Source organism: Streptomyces alanosinicus (genome assembly GCF_014650595.1).
GTDB lineage: Bacteria > Actinomycetota > Actinomycetes > Streptomycetales > Streptomycetaceae > Streptomyces > Streptomyces alanosinicus.
In genome coordinates this window covers 170,629-188,429 of record NZ_BMVG01000003.1, presented here as the reverse complement: position 1 = coordinate 188,429, position 17,801 = coordinate 170,629, and the positions used below count along the sequence as shown (strand labels likewise).

19 protein-coding genes and 1 pseudogene are annotated in these 17,801 nt (G+C 70.4%); 9 read left to right on the top strand and 11 right to left on the bottom strand.

The features are described from left to right. Positions 1-4: 4 nt before the first annotated feature. From IE277_RS09480 to IE277_RS09455, 6 genes are all read right to left on the bottom strand, one after another. Complete coding sequence (locus IE277_RS09480) at positions 5-772, bottom strand: S1 family peptidase (RefSeq protein ID WP_189950480.1); 768 nt, start codon at positions 770-772, stop codon at positions 5-7. A 122-nt stretch (positions 773-894) separates the two neighbouring features. Continuing rightward, the gene (locus IE277_RS09475; RefSeq protein WP_189950478.1) at positions 895-1,674 is read right to left on the bottom strand and encodes an alpha/beta fold hydrolase; all 780 of its coding nucleotides are present in this window, start codon (positions 1,672-1,674) and stop codon (positions 895-897) included. Positions 1,675-1,802: 128 nt separating this feature from the next. Next, the gene (locus IE277_RS09470) at positions 1,803-2,036 is read right to left on the bottom strand and encodes a hypothetical protein (RefSeq protein ID WP_189950476.1); all 234 of its coding nucleotides are present in this window, start codon (positions 2,034-2,036) and stop codon (positions 1,803-1,805) included. Between the two features lie 501 nt (positions 2,037-2,537). Further along, positions 2,538-3,995, bottom strand: a complete 1,458-nt coding sequence (locus tag IE277_RS09465) for a catalase (protein WP_189950474.1) — start codon at positions 3,993-3,995, stop codon at positions 2,538-2,540. A 196-nt stretch (positions 3,996-4,191) separates the two neighbouring features. Continuing rightward, positions 4,192-5,106 (bottom strand): 2-hydroxy-3-oxopropionate reductase, encoded by a 915-nt coding sequence (locus IE277_RS09460; protein ID WP_189950472.1) that lies wholly within the window; start codon positions 5,104-5,106, stop codon positions 4,192-4,194. A gap of 42 nt (positions 5,107-5,148) precedes the next feature. Further along, positions 5,149-5,988, bottom strand: coding sequence for a TIM barrel protein (locus IE277_RS09455; RefSeq protein WP_189950470.1), 840 nt, complete (start codon positions 5,986-5,988; stop codon positions 5,149-5,151). Between the two features lie 148 nt (positions 5,989-6,136). Here IE277_RS09455 and IE277_RS09450 point away from each other — a divergent pair, with 148 nt between their 5' ends. The 9 genes and pseudogenes from IE277_RS09450 (at position 6,137) to IE277_RS09410 (ending at position 12,890) form a co-directional block, all read left to right on the top strand. Continuing rightward, positions 6,137-6,394 (top strand): YkoF family thiamine-binding protein, encoded by a 258-nt coding sequence (locus IE277_RS09450; RefSeq protein WP_189950468.1) that lies wholly within the window; start codon positions 6,137-6,139, stop codon positions 6,392-6,394. Then, on the top strand, positions 6,391-6,753 hold the full coding sequence (locus IE277_RS09445; protein WP_189950466.1) for a helix-turn-helix domain-containing protein: 363 nt from the start codon (positions 6,391-6,393) through the stop codon (positions 6,751-6,753). The genes IE277_RS09450 and IE277_RS09445 overlap by 4 nt, the downstream gene beginning before the upstream one ends. Positions 6,754-6,905: 152 nt before the next feature. Continuing rightward, complete coding sequence (uraD, locus tag IE277_RS09440; protein ID WP_189950464.1) at positions 6,906-7,418, top strand: 2-oxo-4-hydroxy-4-carboxy-5-ureidoimidazoline decarboxylase; 513 nt, start codon at positions 6,906-6,908, stop codon at positions 7,416-7,418. Between the two features lie 4 nt (positions 7,419-7,422). Beyond that, the gene (gene uraH / locus IE277_RS09435) at positions 7,423-7,827 is read left to right on the top strand and encodes a hydroxyisourate hydrolase (RefSeq protein WP_189950462.1); all 405 of its coding nucleotides are present in this window, start codon (positions 7,423-7,425) and stop codon (positions 7,825-7,827) included. A 4-nt stretch (positions 7,828-7,831) separates the two neighbouring features. Continuing rightward, positions 7,832-8,755: a factor-independent urate hydroxylase gene (gene pucL / locus IE277_RS09430; protein ID WP_189950460.1), complete on the top strand. Its 924-nt coding sequence runs from the start codon at positions 7,832-7,834 to the stop codon at positions 8,753-8,755. 52 nt (positions 8,756-8,807) lie between these two features. Continuing rightward, positions 8,808-8,984 (top strand): annotated as a pseudogene (locus tag IE277_RS09425) (purine permease); the annotation flags it as partial. Between the two features lie 70 nt (positions 8,985-9,054). After that, the gene (locus tag IE277_RS09420) at positions 9,055-10,440 is read left to right on the top strand and encodes an 8-oxoguanine deaminase (protein WP_189950458.1); all 1,386 of its coding nucleotides are present in this window, start codon (positions 9,055-9,057) and stop codon (positions 10,438-10,440) included. 382 nt (positions 10,441-10,822) lie between these two features. Then, complete coding sequence (locus IE277_RS09415) at positions 10,823-12,190, top strand: nucleobase:cation symporter-2 family protein (protein ID WP_189950456.1); 1,368 nt, start codon at positions 10,823-10,825, stop codon at positions 12,188-12,190. Positions 12,191-12,263: 73 nt separating this feature from the next. Continuing rightward, positions 12,264-12,890, top strand: coding sequence for a TMEM175 family protein (locus IE277_RS09410; RefSeq protein ID WP_229881069.1), 627 nt, complete (start codon positions 12,264-12,266; stop codon positions 12,888-12,890). Here the strand turns inward: IE277_RS09410 and IE277_RS09405 are convergent. The 5 genes from IE277_RS09405 to IE277_RS09385 form a co-directional block, all read right to left on the bottom strand. Continuing rightward, positions 12,887-13,309: an acyl-CoA thioesterase gene (locus IE277_RS09405; RefSeq protein ID WP_189950454.1), complete on the bottom strand. Its 423-nt coding sequence runs from the start codon at positions 13,307-13,309 to the stop codon at positions 12,887-12,889. The genes IE277_RS09410 and IE277_RS09405 overlap by 4 nt on opposite strands. Positions 13,310-13,360: 51 nt before the next feature. Then, a complete protein-coding gene (locus IE277_RS09400; protein ID WP_189950452.1) occupies positions 13,361-13,984 on the bottom strand; it encodes a hypothetical protein in 624 nt (207 codons plus the stop codon). Positions 13,985-14,103: 119 nt separating this feature from the next. Further along, the gene (locus tag IE277_RS09395) at positions 14,104-14,703 is read right to left on the bottom strand and encodes a histidine phosphatase family protein (protein WP_189950451.1); all 600 of its coding nucleotides are present in this window, start codon (positions 14,701-14,703) and stop codon (positions 14,104-14,106) included. A 35-nt stretch (positions 14,704-14,738) separates the two neighbouring features. Beyond that, positions 14,739-15,899 carry a serine hydrolase domain-containing protein gene (locus IE277_RS09390; protein WP_189950449.1) on the bottom strand — a complete coding sequence of 387 codons (1,161 nt, stop codon included), beginning with the start codon at positions 15,897-15,899 and terminating at the stop codon, positions 14,739-14,741. Positions 15,900-15,986: 87 nt separating this feature from the next. After that, positions 15,987-17,795, bottom strand: a complete 1,809-nt coding sequence (locus IE277_RS09385; protein WP_229881067.1) for an FG-GAP repeat domain-containing protein — start codon at positions 17,793-17,795, stop codon at positions 15,987-15,989. Between the last annotated feature and the right edge of the window lie 6 nt (positions 17,796-17,801).

The following is a 17,801-nucleotide window of genomic DNA, read 5'->3' as shown; positions in this document are numbered from 1 at the left end:
TCGATCAGAGGTGGCTCAGAATCCAGGTCTGCAAAGAGCCGGCGCCCACTTCGCTGTAGTTCGCGGTGCTGGAGCAGTTCTGGCCCTTCATGACGCCCACCTGGAAGAGCTCACCGCCGATGCTCACCATCAGCGGGCCCCCGCTGTCGCCTGGGCAGGGGCCGCCACTGGTCGGGATCGACTTCAGCCCCACGCCGTCCGGTTCGGCCGGCATGATGGACACGCCCTTGAACTGCAGCCGATCGGGAAGCTGCCCGGCACCGTTCTGGCCCCATCCGGCAATGACGCCGTCGTCGTACTGCGTGAAAGGACCGCCCTGCTGGCCGTCCCACCGGTAGCTCTGGCCGGAATCGGCCAAACTGATCGGCACGATGCCGGCCACCGGAGATTCCAGTTTCAGGAGGGCTATGTCATTGTGCCCGCCGGTGTATCCGGGATAGGAGTAGAGCGCGATGGCCTTCCTCACCTGCCCGCCGGTGTCCTTGAGATCAGTGCCGACACGCACGGTCATGTCGCCGGGATCGGTGACACCGCCCACACAATGCGCTGCGGTGAGCACCCAGTTGGTTCTGATGAGGGTTCCGGTGCAAAAGGTTCCTCCGACATAGGAGACCTTGGCCACGAAGTCGAAGGAATTGTCGGTGACCGCGTTGCCGCCGGTTATCGCCTGGGCGGGAGATGGGGTGAGGCCCGCTATTCCTGCGCTGATCAGGACGCTGACGACTGATAGTCGCAATGAATGCCCGAGAGTTCCTTGACGTTCGAAAGACATGGTCTTTTTCCTTGTCTCCGCGCCGGTCAGGATGCCCTTCGACCAGTCTTGCGTACCCTGCTCAACTCCGCGATCTGGATGGCTTGCGGGACGCCGAGCAGTGTTCGCGGCGCGCGGCCTGCTCAATCCCGGTCTCGGTCCGTGAGCGCCGCCACGGTGGCTCTCACGAAGGCTTCCGGGTTGTCCAGCATGATGTTGTGTCCGCAATCCGGGATCGCCACGACGGACACCCCGGCTTCGGTGAGGGCATCGGCGCCCGGGAGCGGGCCGTCGGCCTGGGGCAGCAGGTAGGTGCGGGGAATCCTCAAGTCCAGCAACAGCTCACGCATGGTGGGGACGGTGCCGCGGGCGAGGTGGACCGCGCTGCGATGCAGGGCTTCCCGGCCGGCCAGGCGCATCGTGGACCACCAGTGAGCACCGGCCCGGTCGCGGACCTCTTCCCAGCCGCCCGCCAGGAACTCCTCCTCGGAGTAGGCGGCGATGCCTCTGCTGCCTGTCGCGCCGGGCGTGGGCGGGATCGGGTCGAGATTGGCGTGGACCAGGACCAGCCGGGAGACCAGGTGGCGGTGGCGGGCGGCCAGGACGATGGCCACGGAGCCGCCCATGCTGTGCGCGATCAGCTCGGCGCCCGTGACACCCGCCGAGGTCAAGGCCGCAGCAAGCGCATCGGCATGTGACTCCGGCGTGTAGTCGAAGTCCGTCGGCCGGTCGCTGATGCCATGACCCAACAGGTCGATCAACAGGGAACGGCGGCCGGCCAGCAGAGGATGAACCGCGACCTCCGTGAAGTAGGCAGGCGACGTAGAACCCAACCCATGCACATAGACACGCGGCGGCTCCTGCCCCGGTAGCTCAACCCACCGGATCTGATCGCCCCCGGGCGTCACGGCGGCACTGCGCACAGTCTGCTCCCCCTGCGATCAAGATCGATAGAGGGACGAGACTAGCAATCGATACCGGGTGAACCGCGACGCTTCGCCCGCCCACCCGCTAGGGCATGTTGCGAAAGTCCCGCCTGCCGCCCGACGCCCTAGAGCTCGTGCTCCGACAGTCCCGGCCAGTCGTCGGGGCCGCCGCCCTGCCACTCGATGAGATCGCTCTCCTCCACCTCGATGCGGTCCAGATCGGCCAGCCGCAGGATCTCCACGACGTCGTCCAGATGCGAGGCGATCCCCAGGGTCACGTCCCCCTCGGTGACCCGCCGGGAGCCGTCCAGGGCGGGGGAGTGGACCACGATGTGCGGGAAGTGCGTCGGATTGCCCATGCCTTCAGCGTGCGTCGCGGGGCGACGAAGCGCACGCCGGTGACTGTCAGTGGTGTAGCGCACCGTTCTCCGTCACATGCACCGCACGAGCACCCGGGAGGAGTGCGGCATCGGGACCCGGACCGCCCGGCAACGCCGAACGCTCCCTCGCCGGCGGTGTCGAGCCGGCGCAGGGAGCGTTCTCGGGTGATGGCCGTCCGACGGCACGAGGCTGGGCGCGACAGGTCGTTCGCGCCGCCGGACGGAGTGTGTGGCCCCCGTTGCGGGGGACTGGGTGGGACCGCGGCGGATGCGACGGAACCGGGAGCCCCTTCCCTCAGGTCGAGAAGGGGCCTCGGTCCTTCACCACCGCACTGGCTCGCATGCCGCCGCGGTCCTCGCCCTGCCCGCGCCCACCGCCGTAGACCACCCCTCATCCGGGCCGTACGGCATGTCGCGCGGGCCGCGTACGGAATCCTGACCTCCTGTCAGATTCCGTACGCTGCTTGCGGGTTACCTGTCTCAGTCCTCGCGCAGGGCGCGGACCGCCTCCTCCACGCGCTTGCCGTACTCGGGGTCGGCGGCGTGGAAGTGGGCCAGGTTCTTCTCGATCACGTCGTCGCGGGAGACCTGCGAGAGGCCGCCGGCGATGTTCGCGACGAGGCGGGACTTCTCCTCCTCCGACATCAGGCGGTACAGCTCGCCCGCCTGGAAGAAGTCGTCGTCCTTGGTGTGCAGCGGGGCGGAGTGGTTGCCCGTGTAGCCCGACACCGCCAGCGGGGCGGACAGCGGGCGGCCGGTCTCCGCCGGGCCGTCGTAGGAGTTCGGCTCGTAGTTCTTGGCGCCGCGGCCCTGGCCGTTGACCGCCATGAAGCCGTCGCGGCCGTAGTTCTGCGCGGTGGTCGCCTTGGGGGCGTTCACGGCGAGCAGGGTGTGGTTGACGCCCAGGCGGTAGCGGTGGGCGTCCGCGTAGGCGAACAGCCGGCCCTGGAGCATCTTGTCGGGGGAGGGGCCGATGCCCGGAACGAAGTTGTTCGGGGAGAACGCGGCCTGCTCGACCTCGGCGAAGACGTTGTCCGGGTTGCGGTCGAGGACCAGCCGGCCCACCCGCTGCAGCGGGTAGTCCTGGTGCGGCCAGACCTTGGTCAGGTCGAACGGGTTGAAGCGGTAGTCCGCCGCCTCGGCCGCCGGCATGATCTGGACGTACAGCGTCCAGGACGGGTGCACTCCGCGCTCGATGGCCTGCAGCAGGTCGGTCTGGTGCGAGTTGGCGTCCTTGCCGGCCAGCTCGGCGCCCTGCTCGGCGGACAGGCAGCGGATGCCCTGGTTCGTCTTGAAGTGGTACTTGACGAAGAAGGCCTCGCCCTCGGCGTTCGTCCACTGGTAGGTGTGCGAGCCGTAGCCGTTCATGTGCCGGTACGACGCCGGGATACCGCGGTCACCCATCAGCCAGGTCACCTGGTGCGTGGCCTCGGGGGCGTGCGCCCAGAAGTCCCAGACGTTGTCCGGCTCCTGCTTGCCGGTGAACGGGTCCCGCTTCTGCGAGTGGATGAAGTCGGGGAACTTGATCGGGTCCTTGATGAAGAACACCGGGGTGTTGTTGCCGACGAGGTCGTAGTTGCCCTCCTCGGTGTAGAACTTCAGCGCGAAGCCCCGCGGGTCACGGACCGCGTCCGCGCCGCCGAGGGAGTCGGCGACCGTGGAGAAGCGCAGGAAGACCTCGGTGCGCTTGCCGATCTCGCTCAGGAAGTCGGCGTGGGTGAAGCCGGTGACGTCGTCGGTCACCTCGAAGTGGCCGTACGCGCCGGAGCCACGGGCGTGCACCACGCGCTCCGGGATCCGCTCGCGATTGAAGCGCGCGAGCTTCTCCAGGAGCTGCTGGTCCTGGAGCAGGAGCGGGCCGCCGACGCCGGCGGATGCGGAGTTCTGGTTGTCGGCGATCGGGGCGCCGGCCTCTGTCGTGAGCACGCGCTTCGACATCGTGGACCTTCCGTGCGGATGGCAGCGGAAATCTTCTTCCGCTTTGTGGAGCCTAGAAGTCTTGTGGAGCCTAGAAGTGGGCAATCCGAACGTCAACAGTTTGTTGAAGTGGATCTGAAGGTGATTCCGGGCGGCGCCGGCGCCTGGGCGCGACAGGACAGGTGTCAGCGGCGACGCCGCCCGGAAGCTCTGTGGGTCAGACCTGGGCGCCGGAGAGGCGCTCCACGGCCCGCAGCAGGGCCGAGTGGTCCAGGCCGCCGTCGCCCTGGGCGCGCAGCGAGGCGACCAGCTGTGCGACCACGGCGCCGACCGGCAGCGCGGCACCGACGTTGCGGGCGGCGTCGGTCACGATGCCCATGTCCTTGTGGTGCAGGTCGATGCGGAAGCCCGGCTTGAAGTCGCGGCTGAGGAAGTTGTCCTTCTTGCGCGTCAGCACGGTCGAGCCCGCGAGGCCGCCGTTGAGGACGTCCAGCGCGGCCGCGAGGTCCACGCCCGACTTCTCCAGGAAGACCACGGCCTCGGCGCACGCCTGGATGTTCACGGCGACGATCAGCTGGTTGGCCGCCTTCACGGTCTGGCCGGAGCCGTGCGGACCGCACAGCACGATGGTCTTGCCGAGGGCGTCGAAGATCGGCTTGGCGATGTCGAAGTCGGCCTGCTCGCCGCCGACCATGATCGACAGCACGGCCTCCACGGCGCCGGCCTCACCGCCGGACACCGGGGCGTCGAGCACCCGGATGCCCTTGTCCTTGGCGGCCTTCGCCAGGTCGATCGAGGTCTGCGGGGTGATCGAGGACATGTCGATCAGCAGGGCGCCCTGCCGGGCGTTCTCCAGGATGCCCTCGGGGCCGTAGGAGATGGCCTCGACGTGCGGGGACGCGGGCACCATGGTGATGATCACGTCGGCGTCGCGCACGGCCTCGGCGATCGAGGGGGCCGCGGTGCCGCCGGCGGCGGCCAGGCGGTCCAGCTTGTCCTGCTCCAGGGTGAAGCCGGTGACGCTGTAACCCGCCTTGATCAGGTTCTCGGACATGGGGGAGCCCATGATGCCGAGGCCGATCCACGCAATCGCCGGGCGGGTCGCGCGGGAAGAATCTGCGAGGTTGCTCATGATGGGGGTGCCTCTCTCAACTGCTCTGCAAAGTCGGGGGGTTCAGCGGGCGGCGCGTGCTGCGCGCGGCAGCCAGTCGAAGGACTCGGCGCTCGGGCGGTCGCCCGGCTTGTACTCCAGGCCCACCCAGCCGTCGTAACCGGCCTTCGTCAGCTGGTCGAGCAGCTCCTCCAGCGGGAGCGAGCCCGTGCCGGGGGCGCCGCGGCCGGGGTTGTCCGCGATCTGGACATGACCGGTCTTGGCGGCGTACTGCTCGATGGCCGAGGGCAGGTCCTCGCCGTTCATGGACAGGTGGTACAGGTCCATCAGGAACTTCGCGTTCCCGAGGCCCGTCGCCTCGTTGACCTTGTCCACGATCTCGATCGCCTCGGGCGCGCTCACGATCGGGCACTTCGGCGACTCGGGCCGGTTGAGGGCCTCGATCAGGACGGTCCCGCCGACCCGGCCGACCGCCTGGGCCGCGAGGACCAGGTTCTCCAGGGCGAGCGCGTCCTGCTCGGCCGGGTCCACGCCGTCGACACGGTTGCCGTACAGGGCGTTGAACGTCGTGCAGCCGAGGGACTGGGCGAAGGCGATGGCCACGTCGATGTTGGCGCGGAACCGGTCCGACTCCGCACCGGGGACCGACAGGGCGCCGCGGTCCGGGCCCGGCAGCTGTCCGGCGTAGAAGTTCAGGCCCGTGAGCCGGACGCCCGCGTCCTCGATCGCCTTCTTCAGGGCGTCGAGCTCGGACTGCTCGGGGGTGGGGGCGTCGACCCAGGGCCACCACAGCTCGACCGCCGTGAAGCCCGCCGCGGCGGCGGCCGCGGGGCGCTCCAGGAGCGGGAGTTCCGTGAAGAGGATCGACAGGTTGACGTTGAAGCGCTGGTCTGCGAATCCCATTCGGGCCGCGCTCCCTTCCGTAGTCGAGATTCCATATTGCGGAAGTTCGTTTCTGCTTAATGGAAGATTGCCGTCGTGTGTCGGCGCTTGTCAAGGGGGGTCGGTCGCCGGGTGCCCGAAAAGTGCCGCCGGGCGCTAGGTTGTGCGCGTGCGATTGAGAGTGGAGTTCACGACCGAACCCTTCGACCTGGACGAGGCACCCGCGCACGCCCTGGTGGCGCGGGAGGTCATCGAGACGGCCGAACTGGACGCCGTCGATGTCGGCCCGTTCGGCAACACGGCCGAGGGCGGCGCCGACCGTGTGCTCGACGCCGTTGACGCGCTGCTGCGCAAGAGCCTGCAGGCCGGCGCCACCCGGATCTCGCTCCAGGTCAATGTGATCGGCATCGGGGAGGGGGAGAGATGACCGGGGACGAGCCCTTCATCACGGCCGTGAAGCCGCTGGTCGACGCCATGGGCGGGGAGCTGATCCCGCCGGACGAGGCCGGCCCCGAGGATGTCGTCCTCGCCTGGGAGGGCGTCGACGCCGTCGCCGTGCGCCTGCCCCAGCTCGCCGACTCCCTCGATCACATCCTGGCCGCCATGGAGCGCCGCCAGGGCCGGCCGCTGGCCGATCTGGACCGCAAGGCCAAACAGGGGATCGTGCGTACGCTGGAAGCGCGGGGCGCCTTCGCCGTACGGCACGGTGTGGAGACCGTGGCGGGCGCGCTCGGCGTCAGCCGTTTCACGGTCTACAACTATCTCAACCGGGAGAAGGGCGCCTGATCGGCCACGGCGGCGGGGCGACGGGAGGGCCCCGGAGCCGCCCTGCTTGTTACGCGGAATTTTCAACAAAGTGTTGACGTGGCGTTTCCGGGAGCGTTAGCTATCGGCAGCCCGCTTCAGCACGAAGGCCGAATCCGGCCACGGAGGCTCCCGTGACTTCGACTTCCACGCCCCCGGGTCTGGCCCGGTTCAATGATCTGGAGGAGCGCGCGGCTCTCGCCGCCCTCCATGAGGCGTGTGCCTCCGCCGAGTGGGCCCGGCGACTGCTCGCCGCCCGCCCCTACGCCACCCGCGAGGACCTCTACGCGGCCAGTGACGCCGCCATGGCCGAGCTGACCACGCCGGACCTCGCGGAGGCCATGGCGGGGCACCCGCCGATCGGCCGTCCCAAGCCCGGCGACCCCACCTCCGCGCGGGAGCAGGCCGGCATGGCCGGCGCCGCCGAGGCGCTCAAGGCCGAGATGCTCGAACTGAACCTGGCCTACCAGGAGAAGTTCGGCCATGTGTTTCTGATCTGCGCCACCGGGCGCACCGGTGAGCAGATGCGCGACGCGGTCAAGGAGCGGATCGGCAACGCGCCGGAGCAGGAACGGGAGATCGTCCGCACCGAGCTGGGCAAGATCAACCGCATCCGACTGGCCCGACTCGTCGAAGAGGACGCCTGACACCATGAGCACCAGCACCACCGCCTCCGTGTCCACCCACATCCTGGACACCTCGATCGGCCGCCCCGCCGAGGGCGTCGCCATCCAGCTCTCCGCCCGCGGCGGGCGTGACGCGCAGTGGCAGACGCTCGGCGGCTCGGCGACCGACGCCGACGGCCGGTGCAAGGACCTGCCGGCACTGCCGCAGGGCACCACACACGTACGGCTCGACTTCGCCGTCGAGTCGTATTTCGAAGCACACAGTGCGAAGAAGCAAGCCGATGCGCAGCAGGACGCCCCCGCGAATCGGGACAGCGGTGACGTGTTCTTCCCCGAGGTGGCGATCACATTCGCCGTGCAGCCCGGGGAGCACTACCACGTGCCGCTGCTGCTCAACCCGTTCGGCTACTCCGTTTACCGAGGGAGCTAGCTAAATGCCCACCATTCTGGGACAGAACCAGTACGGCAAGGCCGAGAACCGAGTCGTAAAGATCACGCGGGACGGCGCCACCCACCACATCAAGGACCTCAATGTCTCCGTCGCCCTGAGCGGCGACATGGACGAGGTCCACTACTCCGGCTCCAACGCCAACGTCCTGCCGACCGACACCACCAAGAACACGGTGTTCGCGTTCGCCAAGGAGTACGGCATCGAGTCCGCCGAGCAGTTCGGCATCCATCTCGCCCGCCACTTCGTCACCTCGCAGGAGCCGATCAAGACGGCCCGGATCCGTATCGAGGAGTACGCCTGGGAGCGGATCGCCACCTCCGACGCCAACTCCAAGTTCATCGGCGCGGACGAGGTCAACCACTCCTTCGTCCGCAAGGGCCAGGAGACCCGCGTCACCCAGGTCACCTACGACGGTGCGAAGTGGGAGGTCGTCTCCGGCCTCAAGGACCTGGTCGTGATGAACTCGACGAACTCCGAGTTCTGGGGCTACGTCAAGGACAAGTACACGACCCTCCAGGAGGCGTACGACCGCATCCTGGCCACCCAGGTCTCCGGCCGCTGGCGGTTCAACTGGACCGACGACGAGCAGCGGATGCCCAACTGGGAGAAGTCCTACGAGCAGGTCAAGAAGCACATGCTCCAGGCCTTCGCCGAGACGTACTCCCTCTCCCTGCAGCAGACGCTGTACCAGATGGGCTCGCGCATCATCAACAACCGCAGCGAGATCGACGAGGTCCGCTTCTCGCTGCCGAACAAGCACCACTTCCTGGTCGACCTGGAGCCCTTCGGGCTCAAGAACGACAACGAGGTCTACTACGCCGCCGACCGGCCCTACGGCCTGATCGAGGCGACCATCCTCCGGGACGGCTGTGAGCCGAAGATCCCGGTCGACATGACCAACCTCTGACGAGGGACGCGTGTCCCCGGTCCCGCCACCCGGGCCGGGGACTCGCAACACCGGAGGGATCCCCATGGCACAGCCTGCACAGGGGTCGACCGAAGCCCCGGCCTGGGCGCGGACCGTGCTCGGTTCCGGCATCAGCGCGGGCGCGCTCGTCGCCGTCCTGCTGAACCTGCTCTTCCATCATCTCGGCACCCGGAGCGGCAGCCCCGCCCCGGCACTCAAATCCTCCTAGGGTCCTGCCGTGCCCTCCTCGTGGACACCCCTTCGGTCCACGGGCCGCCACTGAAAGACAAGGAAGCACCATGGCAGCATCGGCAGCCCAGCGCATCGTCATCGAGAACTGCGCGATCGCCACCGTGGACGCGGGCGACGCCGAGTACGCCTCCGGGTATCTCGTCATCGCCGGCAACCGCATCGAGTCGATCGGCGCGGGCCAGGCCCCCGAGGGCCTGGAGAACGTGGTGCGCCGGATCGACGCGAGCGGCCATCTGGCCACGCCCGGTCTGGTCAACACCCATCACCACTTCTACCAGTGGATCACCCGGGGCCTGGCCACCGACCACAACCTGTTCAACTGGCTCGTCGCGCTCTACCCCACCTGGGCGCGCATCGACGAGCAGATGACGTACGCGGCCGCGCAGGGCTCCCTCGCCATGATGGCCCGCGGCGGTGTCACCACCGCCATGGACCACCACTACGTCTACCCGCACGGCTCCGGCGACCTGTCCGGCTCGATCATCCGCGCCGCCGCCGAGATGGGCGTCCGCTTCACGCTGGCCCGTGGCTCGATGGACCGCAGCGAGAAGGACGGCGGCCTGCCGCCGGACTTCGCCGTGGAGACCCTGGAGGGCGCGCTCGCGGCGACCGAGGAGACCGTCAAGCAGCACCACGACGCCTCCTTCGACGCCATGACCCAGGTGGCCGTGGCCCCCTGCTCCCCGTTCTCCGTCTCCACCGAACTCCTCAGGCAGGGCGCCGAGTTGGCCCGCCGCCTCGGCGTACGGCTGCACACCCACGGCTCGGAGACGGTGGAGGAGGAGAAGTTCTGCCACGAACTGTTCGGCATGGGCCCGACGGACTACTTCGAGTCCACCGGCTGGCTCGGTGAGGACGTGTGGATGGCGCACTGCGTCCACATGAACGACTCCGACATCGCCGCCTTCGGCCGGACCAGGACCGGTGTCGCCCACTGTCCCTCGTCCAACGCCCGCCTCGCCGCCGGTATCGCCCGGGTCCCCGACATGCTCCGGGCCGGCGTCCCGGTCGGCCTCGGCGTCGACGGCACCGCGTCCAACGAGTCCGGCGAACTCCACACCGAACTGCGCAACGCGCTGCTGATCAACCGCCTCGGCGCCCACCGCGAGGCCGCTCTGAACGCCCGCCAGGCACTGCGGCTCGGCACCCACGGCGGCGCCCAGGTCCTCGGCCGCGCCGACCAGATCGGCTCGCTGGAGCCCGGCAAGCTGGCCGACGTGGTGCTGTGGAAGATGGACACCCTCGCCCACGCCTCCATCGCCGACCCGGTGACCGCGCTGGTCTTCGGTGCGGCGGCCCCCGTCACCGCGTCCTTCGTCAACGGCGAGCAGATCGTCGACAACGGCCGTCTGGTCACCGTCGACGAGGACGCCATCGCCCGCTCCACCCGCGAGGAGGCCCAGCGCCTCGCCCGGATCGCCGCCCAGGCCTGATCCCCGCCGACGCGAGGCCGGCCGCTCCCACGGCCGGCCCACCGGACCAACTCCACAGACCTGGCGGTCGCCGCGTACAGGCGGCTCGCCGGAAAACATGGCGGTCGCCCGGTACGGGCGGCTCGCCGGAAAGCACTCCGGCCGGGAGGGACGGCTCTCGGCCGGGGTCCGTGGACCCGAGCGGGGTCCACGGCAGCCGCTCCGGGGCGCGTGTCGGATACACGCGCCCCGGAACGGTCACCGCTCCGCCGCTCAGCGCCACCCCGTCCCCGGTCCCTCCCCCAACTCTCGACTTCGCTCGAGCCGGGGGTGCCCCCAGACCACTTGCACCACCTCCATGAAACCCGCGTAGACGACGCGTTACCCGACCGGAGGAGCCGCCGTGGCCGCCCATCCAGTAGACGAGAAACTCCCCGCCCTCAAAATGGCGACCAGCGGACTGCAGCATGTGGCTGCCATGTACGCGGGAGTCGTCGCCCCACCCCTGATCGTCGGCGCGGCCGTAGGCCTGTCCGCCACCGATCTCACCTTCCTCACCGGAGCCTGTCTGTTCACCGCCGGGCTCGCCACCTTCCTGCAGACCCTCGGCTTCTGGAAGATCGGCGCCCGGCTGCCCTTCGTCAACGGCGTCACCTTCGCCGGTGTCGCCCCCATGACGGCGATCGTCGCCTCCGCCAAGGACAAGTCCGACGCCCTGCCGATGATCTTCGGCGCGGTCATCGTGGCCGGCCTCCTCGGCTTCCTCGCCGCCCCCTTCTTCAGCAAGGCCGTCCGCTTCTTCCCGCCCGTCGTCACCGGCTCGGTCATCACCCTGATCGGTGTCTCCCTGCTCCCCGTCGCCTTCGGCTGGGCCCAGGGCCCGAACCCCGCCGCGCACGACTACGGTTCGACGACCAACCTCACCCTGGCCGGCTGCACCCTCCTCATCGTCCTGCTGCTGCGCCGCTTCACCCGCGGCTTCGTCAAGCAGATCGCCGTCCTGCTCGGCCTGATCCTCGGCTCGCTCCTCGCGATACCCTTCGGCGCCACCGACTTCAGCCCCGTCGCGCACGCCGACGTCATCGGCTTCCCGACGCCGTTCCACTTCGGCGCCCCCACCTTCCACATCGCGGCGATCCTGTCGATGTGCGTGGTCATGGTCGTCTCCATGACCGAGTCCACGGCCGACATGCTGGCGCTCGGCGAGATCGTCGAACGTCCGGCGGACGAGCGGACCATCGCGGCCGGCCTGCGCGCCGACACCCTCGGCTCCGCCCTCAGCCCGCTGTTCAACGGCTTCATGTGCAGCGCCTTCGCCCAGAACATCGGACTGGTCGCCATGACCCGGATCCGCAGCCGGTTCGTGGTGGCCGTGGGCGGCGGCTTCCTGGTCCTGATGGGTCTGTGTCCGATGGCCGCCTCGCTCATCGCGGCCGTCCCCCGTCCGGTCCTCGGCGGCGCCGGCGTCGTCCTGTTCGGCTCGGTCGCCGCGAGCGGCATCCAGACCCTGGTCCGGGCCGGACTGGAGAAGGACAACAACGTCCTCATCGTCGCCGTCTCCCTCGCGGTCGGCATCATCCCGATCACCGCGCCGGCCTTCTACCACGCCTTCCCGGAGACCGCCAGGATCGTCCTGGACTCGGGCATCTCCACCGGCTGCGTCACCGCCGTCCTGCTCAACCTCGTCTTCAACCACCTCGGCAGGAGCAAGGAGGCCGAGGACGTCACCCATCCGATGGAGGCGGGCCAGGAACTCACACCGGCCCACTGAACACCCGCCCGGGACACGGCAGGCGCGACACCTGCCGTGCCCCCGCGCCTGTCGATCGGGCAGTCTTGAGCACATGCCCATGAACGAGTCCGGCCGTGTCGAGGCCTTCAGCGACGGCGTGTTCGCCATCGCCATCACGCTGCTCATCCTGGACATCAAGGTGCCCAAAGCCGGTGACCACGGCGGCCTGTGGACGGCGATCGGCGCGCAGTGGCCGTCGTACGCCGCCTATGTGGTGAGTTTCCTGGTCATCGGCATCATGTGGGTGAACCACCACCAGGTGTTCAGTTACGTCGTCCGGGTCGACCGGCCGCTGATGTTCCTGAACCTGCTGCTCCTGCTGGTCGTGGCCGCCGTGCCCTGGCCGACCGCCATGCTCGCCGAGTATCTGCGCGAGGGCACCGCCTCGCACGCGGCCGCCGCGGTCTACAGCCTGGTCATGGTCGCCATGGCGCTCACCTTCCAGGCCCTGTGGTGGCACCTCACCCGCACCGGCCACCTCTTCGACCCGCGCGTGGACGCCACGGCGGCCCGGGCGACCCGGCCACGGTTCGCGCTGGGCTCCCTCGGCTACCCCCTGACCGTGGCCCTTGCCTTCGTCTCCGCCCCCCTCACGCTGGCCGCCCACGGCCTGCTGGCCCTCTACTACGGCTTCAACCAGGTACCCGTGCCCCTCCGCGGCGACGAGCCCACGCCCTAGAAGCCGAACAGGCCCGGGTCGGCGGCCAGTTCCCTGAATGCCTTGCCCGGGTCGGGGACCAGCTTTCGCTGCTTGAGGTCCAGCAGACCGCAGACCGCGACGATCTCGGCCGCCACCGTGCCGTCCGCTCTGCGGACCTCCTGCACGATCCGGAAGGTCTTGCCCTCACCCCACTCGAACCCGCAGGTCACATCGGCCTCGTCACCGGCGAGCAGCTCATGCCGATAGCGGATCGTCGTCTCCAGCGTCACCGGCCCGACCCCCTGGCCTATCAGCTCGGCCTGGGTCAGTCCGGCCGCCTTGAGTAAAGTCCAACGGGCGTGCTCCGCGTAGTTGATGTACACCGCCTGGTTCAGATGACCCTGTACATCGGTCTCGTAGCCGCGGACGGTCACGGGCACGGAAAACGGCTCACTCACAAGCTCCCCCATCTCTGGACGGCACACTGCCTCTCCGATCCTGGCACGCCGTCACACCCGGCGCGGTGAGGCCAGCAGATAGCGGGCTCTCGTCCGCGGCTCGGTGTACTCGCCCGGCTGCCAGCCCGCGCGCTCCAGCGTGGCCGCGCAGGCCGCGAGGCTCGCGGTGTCCGGTGCGTACACGGCGACCGCCTCCGGCTGCGGGGTCGCGCGCACCCGGTACCCGTCCGCGTCCCCGCTCGCCGGACGGTGCCCGGCCGCCTCCAGGGCGAGTGCGGCGGCCCGCACCAGATGCGTGCGCTCCCAGCCGCACGGCCGGTCCACGGCGCCGTCCGGATTGGTCATCCGGCGCAGCTCCAGCAGTCCCTGCCAGGCGCTGTGCACCTCACGCGGCCGCGCCACACCGTCCGCCGCCGGCTCCCCGTCGCCGCCGGCCCGCGCCACGAACACGCCCCCGTCCGGCGCGGGCCGGTGCGCGCTCTCCTCGGGCGCGGCCTGCCGTATCCGATGGCCCGCCGGGGTCAGGAAGTGGTCGTGCGGCGGTCGCGGGTGCCGGAAGGCCAGCCCGTGCTTCACCAGCGCCGCCAGCTGCGCCGGGGTGCCGCGCAGCCGCCCGGTGACCGGATCGGCGCCCTCGATCACACGCCGCTGCGCGGCGCTCGGCGGTCGGCTCACAGCGCGCTCCCTCCGCTCCCGCCCCTCACCCGGGCCGCCCGGAAGACGCCCCATCCGAAGAGTACGGTCCGGGTCTGACAATGCCCCAGGACGCGGTACGCGGGCCCCGGTCCGGCCGCTTACGCCGGCGGCCGGATGTTCCAGCCCGCCACCACCGGCCGGTTGTGCTCCGTGCCCAGCCGGCCCAGCGCCCCCGTCGCCAGCTGGAACAGCGCCCCGTGCCGGGGCGGGAGGCCGAGGCGGCGGGCGGTGAGGACCCGCAGGAAGTGGCCGTGGGCGATCAGGACGACGACTCCCTCGGTGTTGGCGAGGGCGGCGTCGGCCTTGGCCAGCATCCGGTCGGCGCGCTCGCCGACCTGCTCCGGACTCTCGCCCGGATGCTCCGGCGGCCCCGGCGCGACCCCGTCCGTGAACAGGAACCAGCCGGGCCGGCTCCGCTGGATCTCCACGGTGGTCACGCCCTCGTACCCGCCGTAGTCCCATTCGCGCAGGTCGGTGTCGACCCGGGCGTCATCGATCCCGATCAGCTCGGCGGTCTCCCGGGCGCGCTGCAGGGGGCTGACGAACGCGGCCCCGATCCGGTGCGAGCGGATCAGCGGCACCAGCCGGCGCGCCTCCTCCCGCCCGTGCTCGGTGAGGGGTACGTCGGTCCAGCCGGTGTGCCGTCCGGACCGCGACCACTCGGTCTCACCGTGCCGGACGAGAAAGAGGTCACCCACGTCAGCGCCCTTCCCGCTCGCCTGTCAGCACGGTGTCACAGGGCGGCGGCCGCCCGCAGGACGGACTGCGCCAGACGGCCGTTCTCCAGGGCCGCGCCCACCCCCGAGGGGAAACCGAAGCGGCGCCGGGTGTAGCCGTACGCGATGCCGTTCGCCGGGTCGGCGAAGCCCAGCGAGCCGGTCGCGCCGCTGTGTCCGAAGGTGCCGGGGGCGAGGAACGGGAAGATCGCGGGCGTGTGCTCGAAGCCACGCGCGAAGTGGTCGTCCATGCCGGTGACCAGGTCCGGCCCGCCCGGGGTGCGCAGCGCGGCGAAGTCGGCCGCGGTCGCGGGCGTGAGCAGCGGCGGCCTGCCGTCCACGGTGCTGACGGCGGCCGCGAACATCCGGGCGACACCGCGCGCGTTGCCCACCCCGCCCGACGACGCCGGCCCGAGCGCCTTCACCCGGGGGTGATTGCCGAAGGCCACCAGGTCGAGCGGCGCCGGGGCGTGCGCGTTGAAGGCGATGCCCCGGATGCTGTCCGGGGCCGCCGCCCGCTCCTTCAGCAGCGCGGCCTCCTCGGCGGTCGGCACCAGCGGCTGCACGTCCACCCAGCGTGCCTCGGCCGCCGCCGGCAGGCCCAGGTGGTAGTCCAGGCCGTACGGCGCCCGGATCCGCTCCTCGAACAGCTCCTGGACGGACCGTCCGGTCACCCGGCGCACCACCTCGCCGGTGAGGGCGCCGATGACGAACGCGTGATAGCCCCAGGCGGTGCCCGGCTCCCACAGCGGCCTGCGCCCCGCCAGCCGGGCCGCGGTGATCCGGTCGTCGGCCAGTTCCTCGACGGTGAAGGGCTGTTCGGCGTCGCCGACGAGTCCGGCCCGGTGCTCCAGCAGTTCGCCCAGTGTCAGCCGGTCCTTGCCATGGGTGCCGAACTCGGGCCAGTACGCGGCCACCGCACGGTCGAGGTCCAGCACGCCGTCCTGCACCAGAAGCGCGACGACGAGGTGGGCTGCGCCCTTGGCGATGGAGTACAGCGACGTCAGCGAATCCCCGTCGATGCCGTCGCCGCCCCACAGGTCCACCACGCGCCGTCCGTGCCGGTACACCACGAGCTGCGCGCCCGGATCGTCCCGTTCCCCGGCGAGTACCGAAGCGAACTCCTCGCGTACGCCCTCGAATCCCTCCGCGACCGTTCCGTGCACGGCGATCGTCATCTGTGTTCCCCCTGTCCGGTGACGGACTGTCCGTCGGAGATCGTCAACGGACGGCCGGCGCCGGGCATTCCCCGGTGCCCGTGCGGGTCAGGTGCCGGGGGTGACCAGGGTGTTCTCGGTGCCGAGGGACGTGGCGCCGGTGTCGGCGTACAGCGTGGTCTCGCCGTCGGACCAGCGCACGGCCAGGTCATCGCCGGTGTGGTCGGGGGTGAGGTCGCCGGTGGTCAGGGCCTGGGCGTGCGGCCACAGGCCGTTCGGGCCGGCCAGCCGGTGCCTGACGCCGAGTCCGGCGGCGGAGGTGCCGGTGTAGGTGTCGAGGGAGCCGTCCGTCCAGCGCACCAGCAGTCCGGCGGCCGTGCCGAAGGTCCCGCCGGTCAGCAGGGCGGCCTTGGTCCAGGTGCCGTTCGCCGCCTGGAGCTGCCGTCCGGTGCCGAAGCCGCCGGCGCCGACCCCGGTGTAGAGGGTCAGCCGGCCGTCGGACCAGCGGACGAGCAGGTCGGTCGAGCCCTTGCCGCCGTCGAACTGCCCGGCGGCGAACTGTACGGCGTTCGTCCACGCGGAGCGGGGGGCGGCCATCTGTATCTCCCGGCCCAGGCCGGAGGTGCCGACCTGCGGGTACAGGGTGGTCTCGCCGTCGGACCAGCGCACCAGGAGGCCGGGGTGGCCGGTGCCGGTGAAGTCGCCGGCGGCGAGGGTGCGGGCGTGTGTCCAGGTGGTGTTGGCCTTCAGCAGCCGCTGCTCCGCCCCGAACCCGCCCTTGCCGTCGCCGGCGTACAGGGTGACCCCGCCGTCGGACCAGACGACGAACAGATCGCCGAGCCCGTCGCCGGTGTAGTCGGCACTGGTCAGCAGCGCGGCCTTCTGCCACCGGGCCGCGCCGCCCGGCAGCGGGTCCTGGTATCCCTTGTAGGGCGGCAGGTCGGTGCGCGGGGTCTGGTTCGCCACCGCCTCGGCGAGGAGGTTCGCGGCGTCGTCGCCGAAGGCGGGGGCGTAGCTGATGTAGTCGACGTCGGCGTCGTTGCCGCCGCCGTTGTAGCCGCCGAGGTTGCCTATGACATGGCCGGTCTGCGCGTCGTCCTTGTAGTCGGTGATCCACGGGCTGCCGGACACGCCGCCGTAGTAGCCGCCGCAGGTCATCGACATCTGCCGGTAGCCGGGCAGCTGCTGGGTCGGCACCGTGCACTTGACGGCGCTTCCGGCGCTGTTGTGCTTGGAGGAGGGGTAGCCGACGACGGTCACGTTCTTGTGGGTGTAGCCGCCGGCGGGGGTGAAGGTCAGTCCGCCGCCGACCGCGTCCTGGAGGGACTGGCCGCGCTGGTTGGCCGAGACCCTGGCGAACGTGGTGTCCAGGTCCGACACGGGCTTCTTCGTGGTGCTCGACCCCTTGTCGGGCACATAGCGGGGGTCGGTGAACAGCCGCTGGATGTGGAAGATCCCGTACGGCTGCCGGTCCGGGCTCGCGCCCTTCACGAACTTGGGGACGAAGACGTAGTCGCCCTTCATGCTCAGCGCGCAGTGGGCGGCCGTGAGGACGATGTTGCGCGCCTTGGTGTCGATCACGCTGCCGGTGCAGTGCCAGGTGGTGCCGCTGGGGCCGTCGGATCCGAAGAACGTCCCGACGAGCCGCGTCCCCGGGAACAGGGTGCCCTGGGGCCGGCCCGCGGCCGCGACCGACTGCCGGCCACCGTCCGGTGCCTTGCGCAGGCCGTCCAGCGGCCGTGCGCCGGCCATGCGCTGCGCGGTCCAGAACCGGGCCGCGTCTCGGGCCTCCTGTCCGGCGGAGGGGCCGGGCGGCACGGGCGACGCCGCCTGGGCGGCCGGGGCCGCGAGTCCGGTCGCGGCCCCGCACAGCGCGGCCACCGCCACGGCCGTCCAACGCATTCGGTACGACAACACACTTGC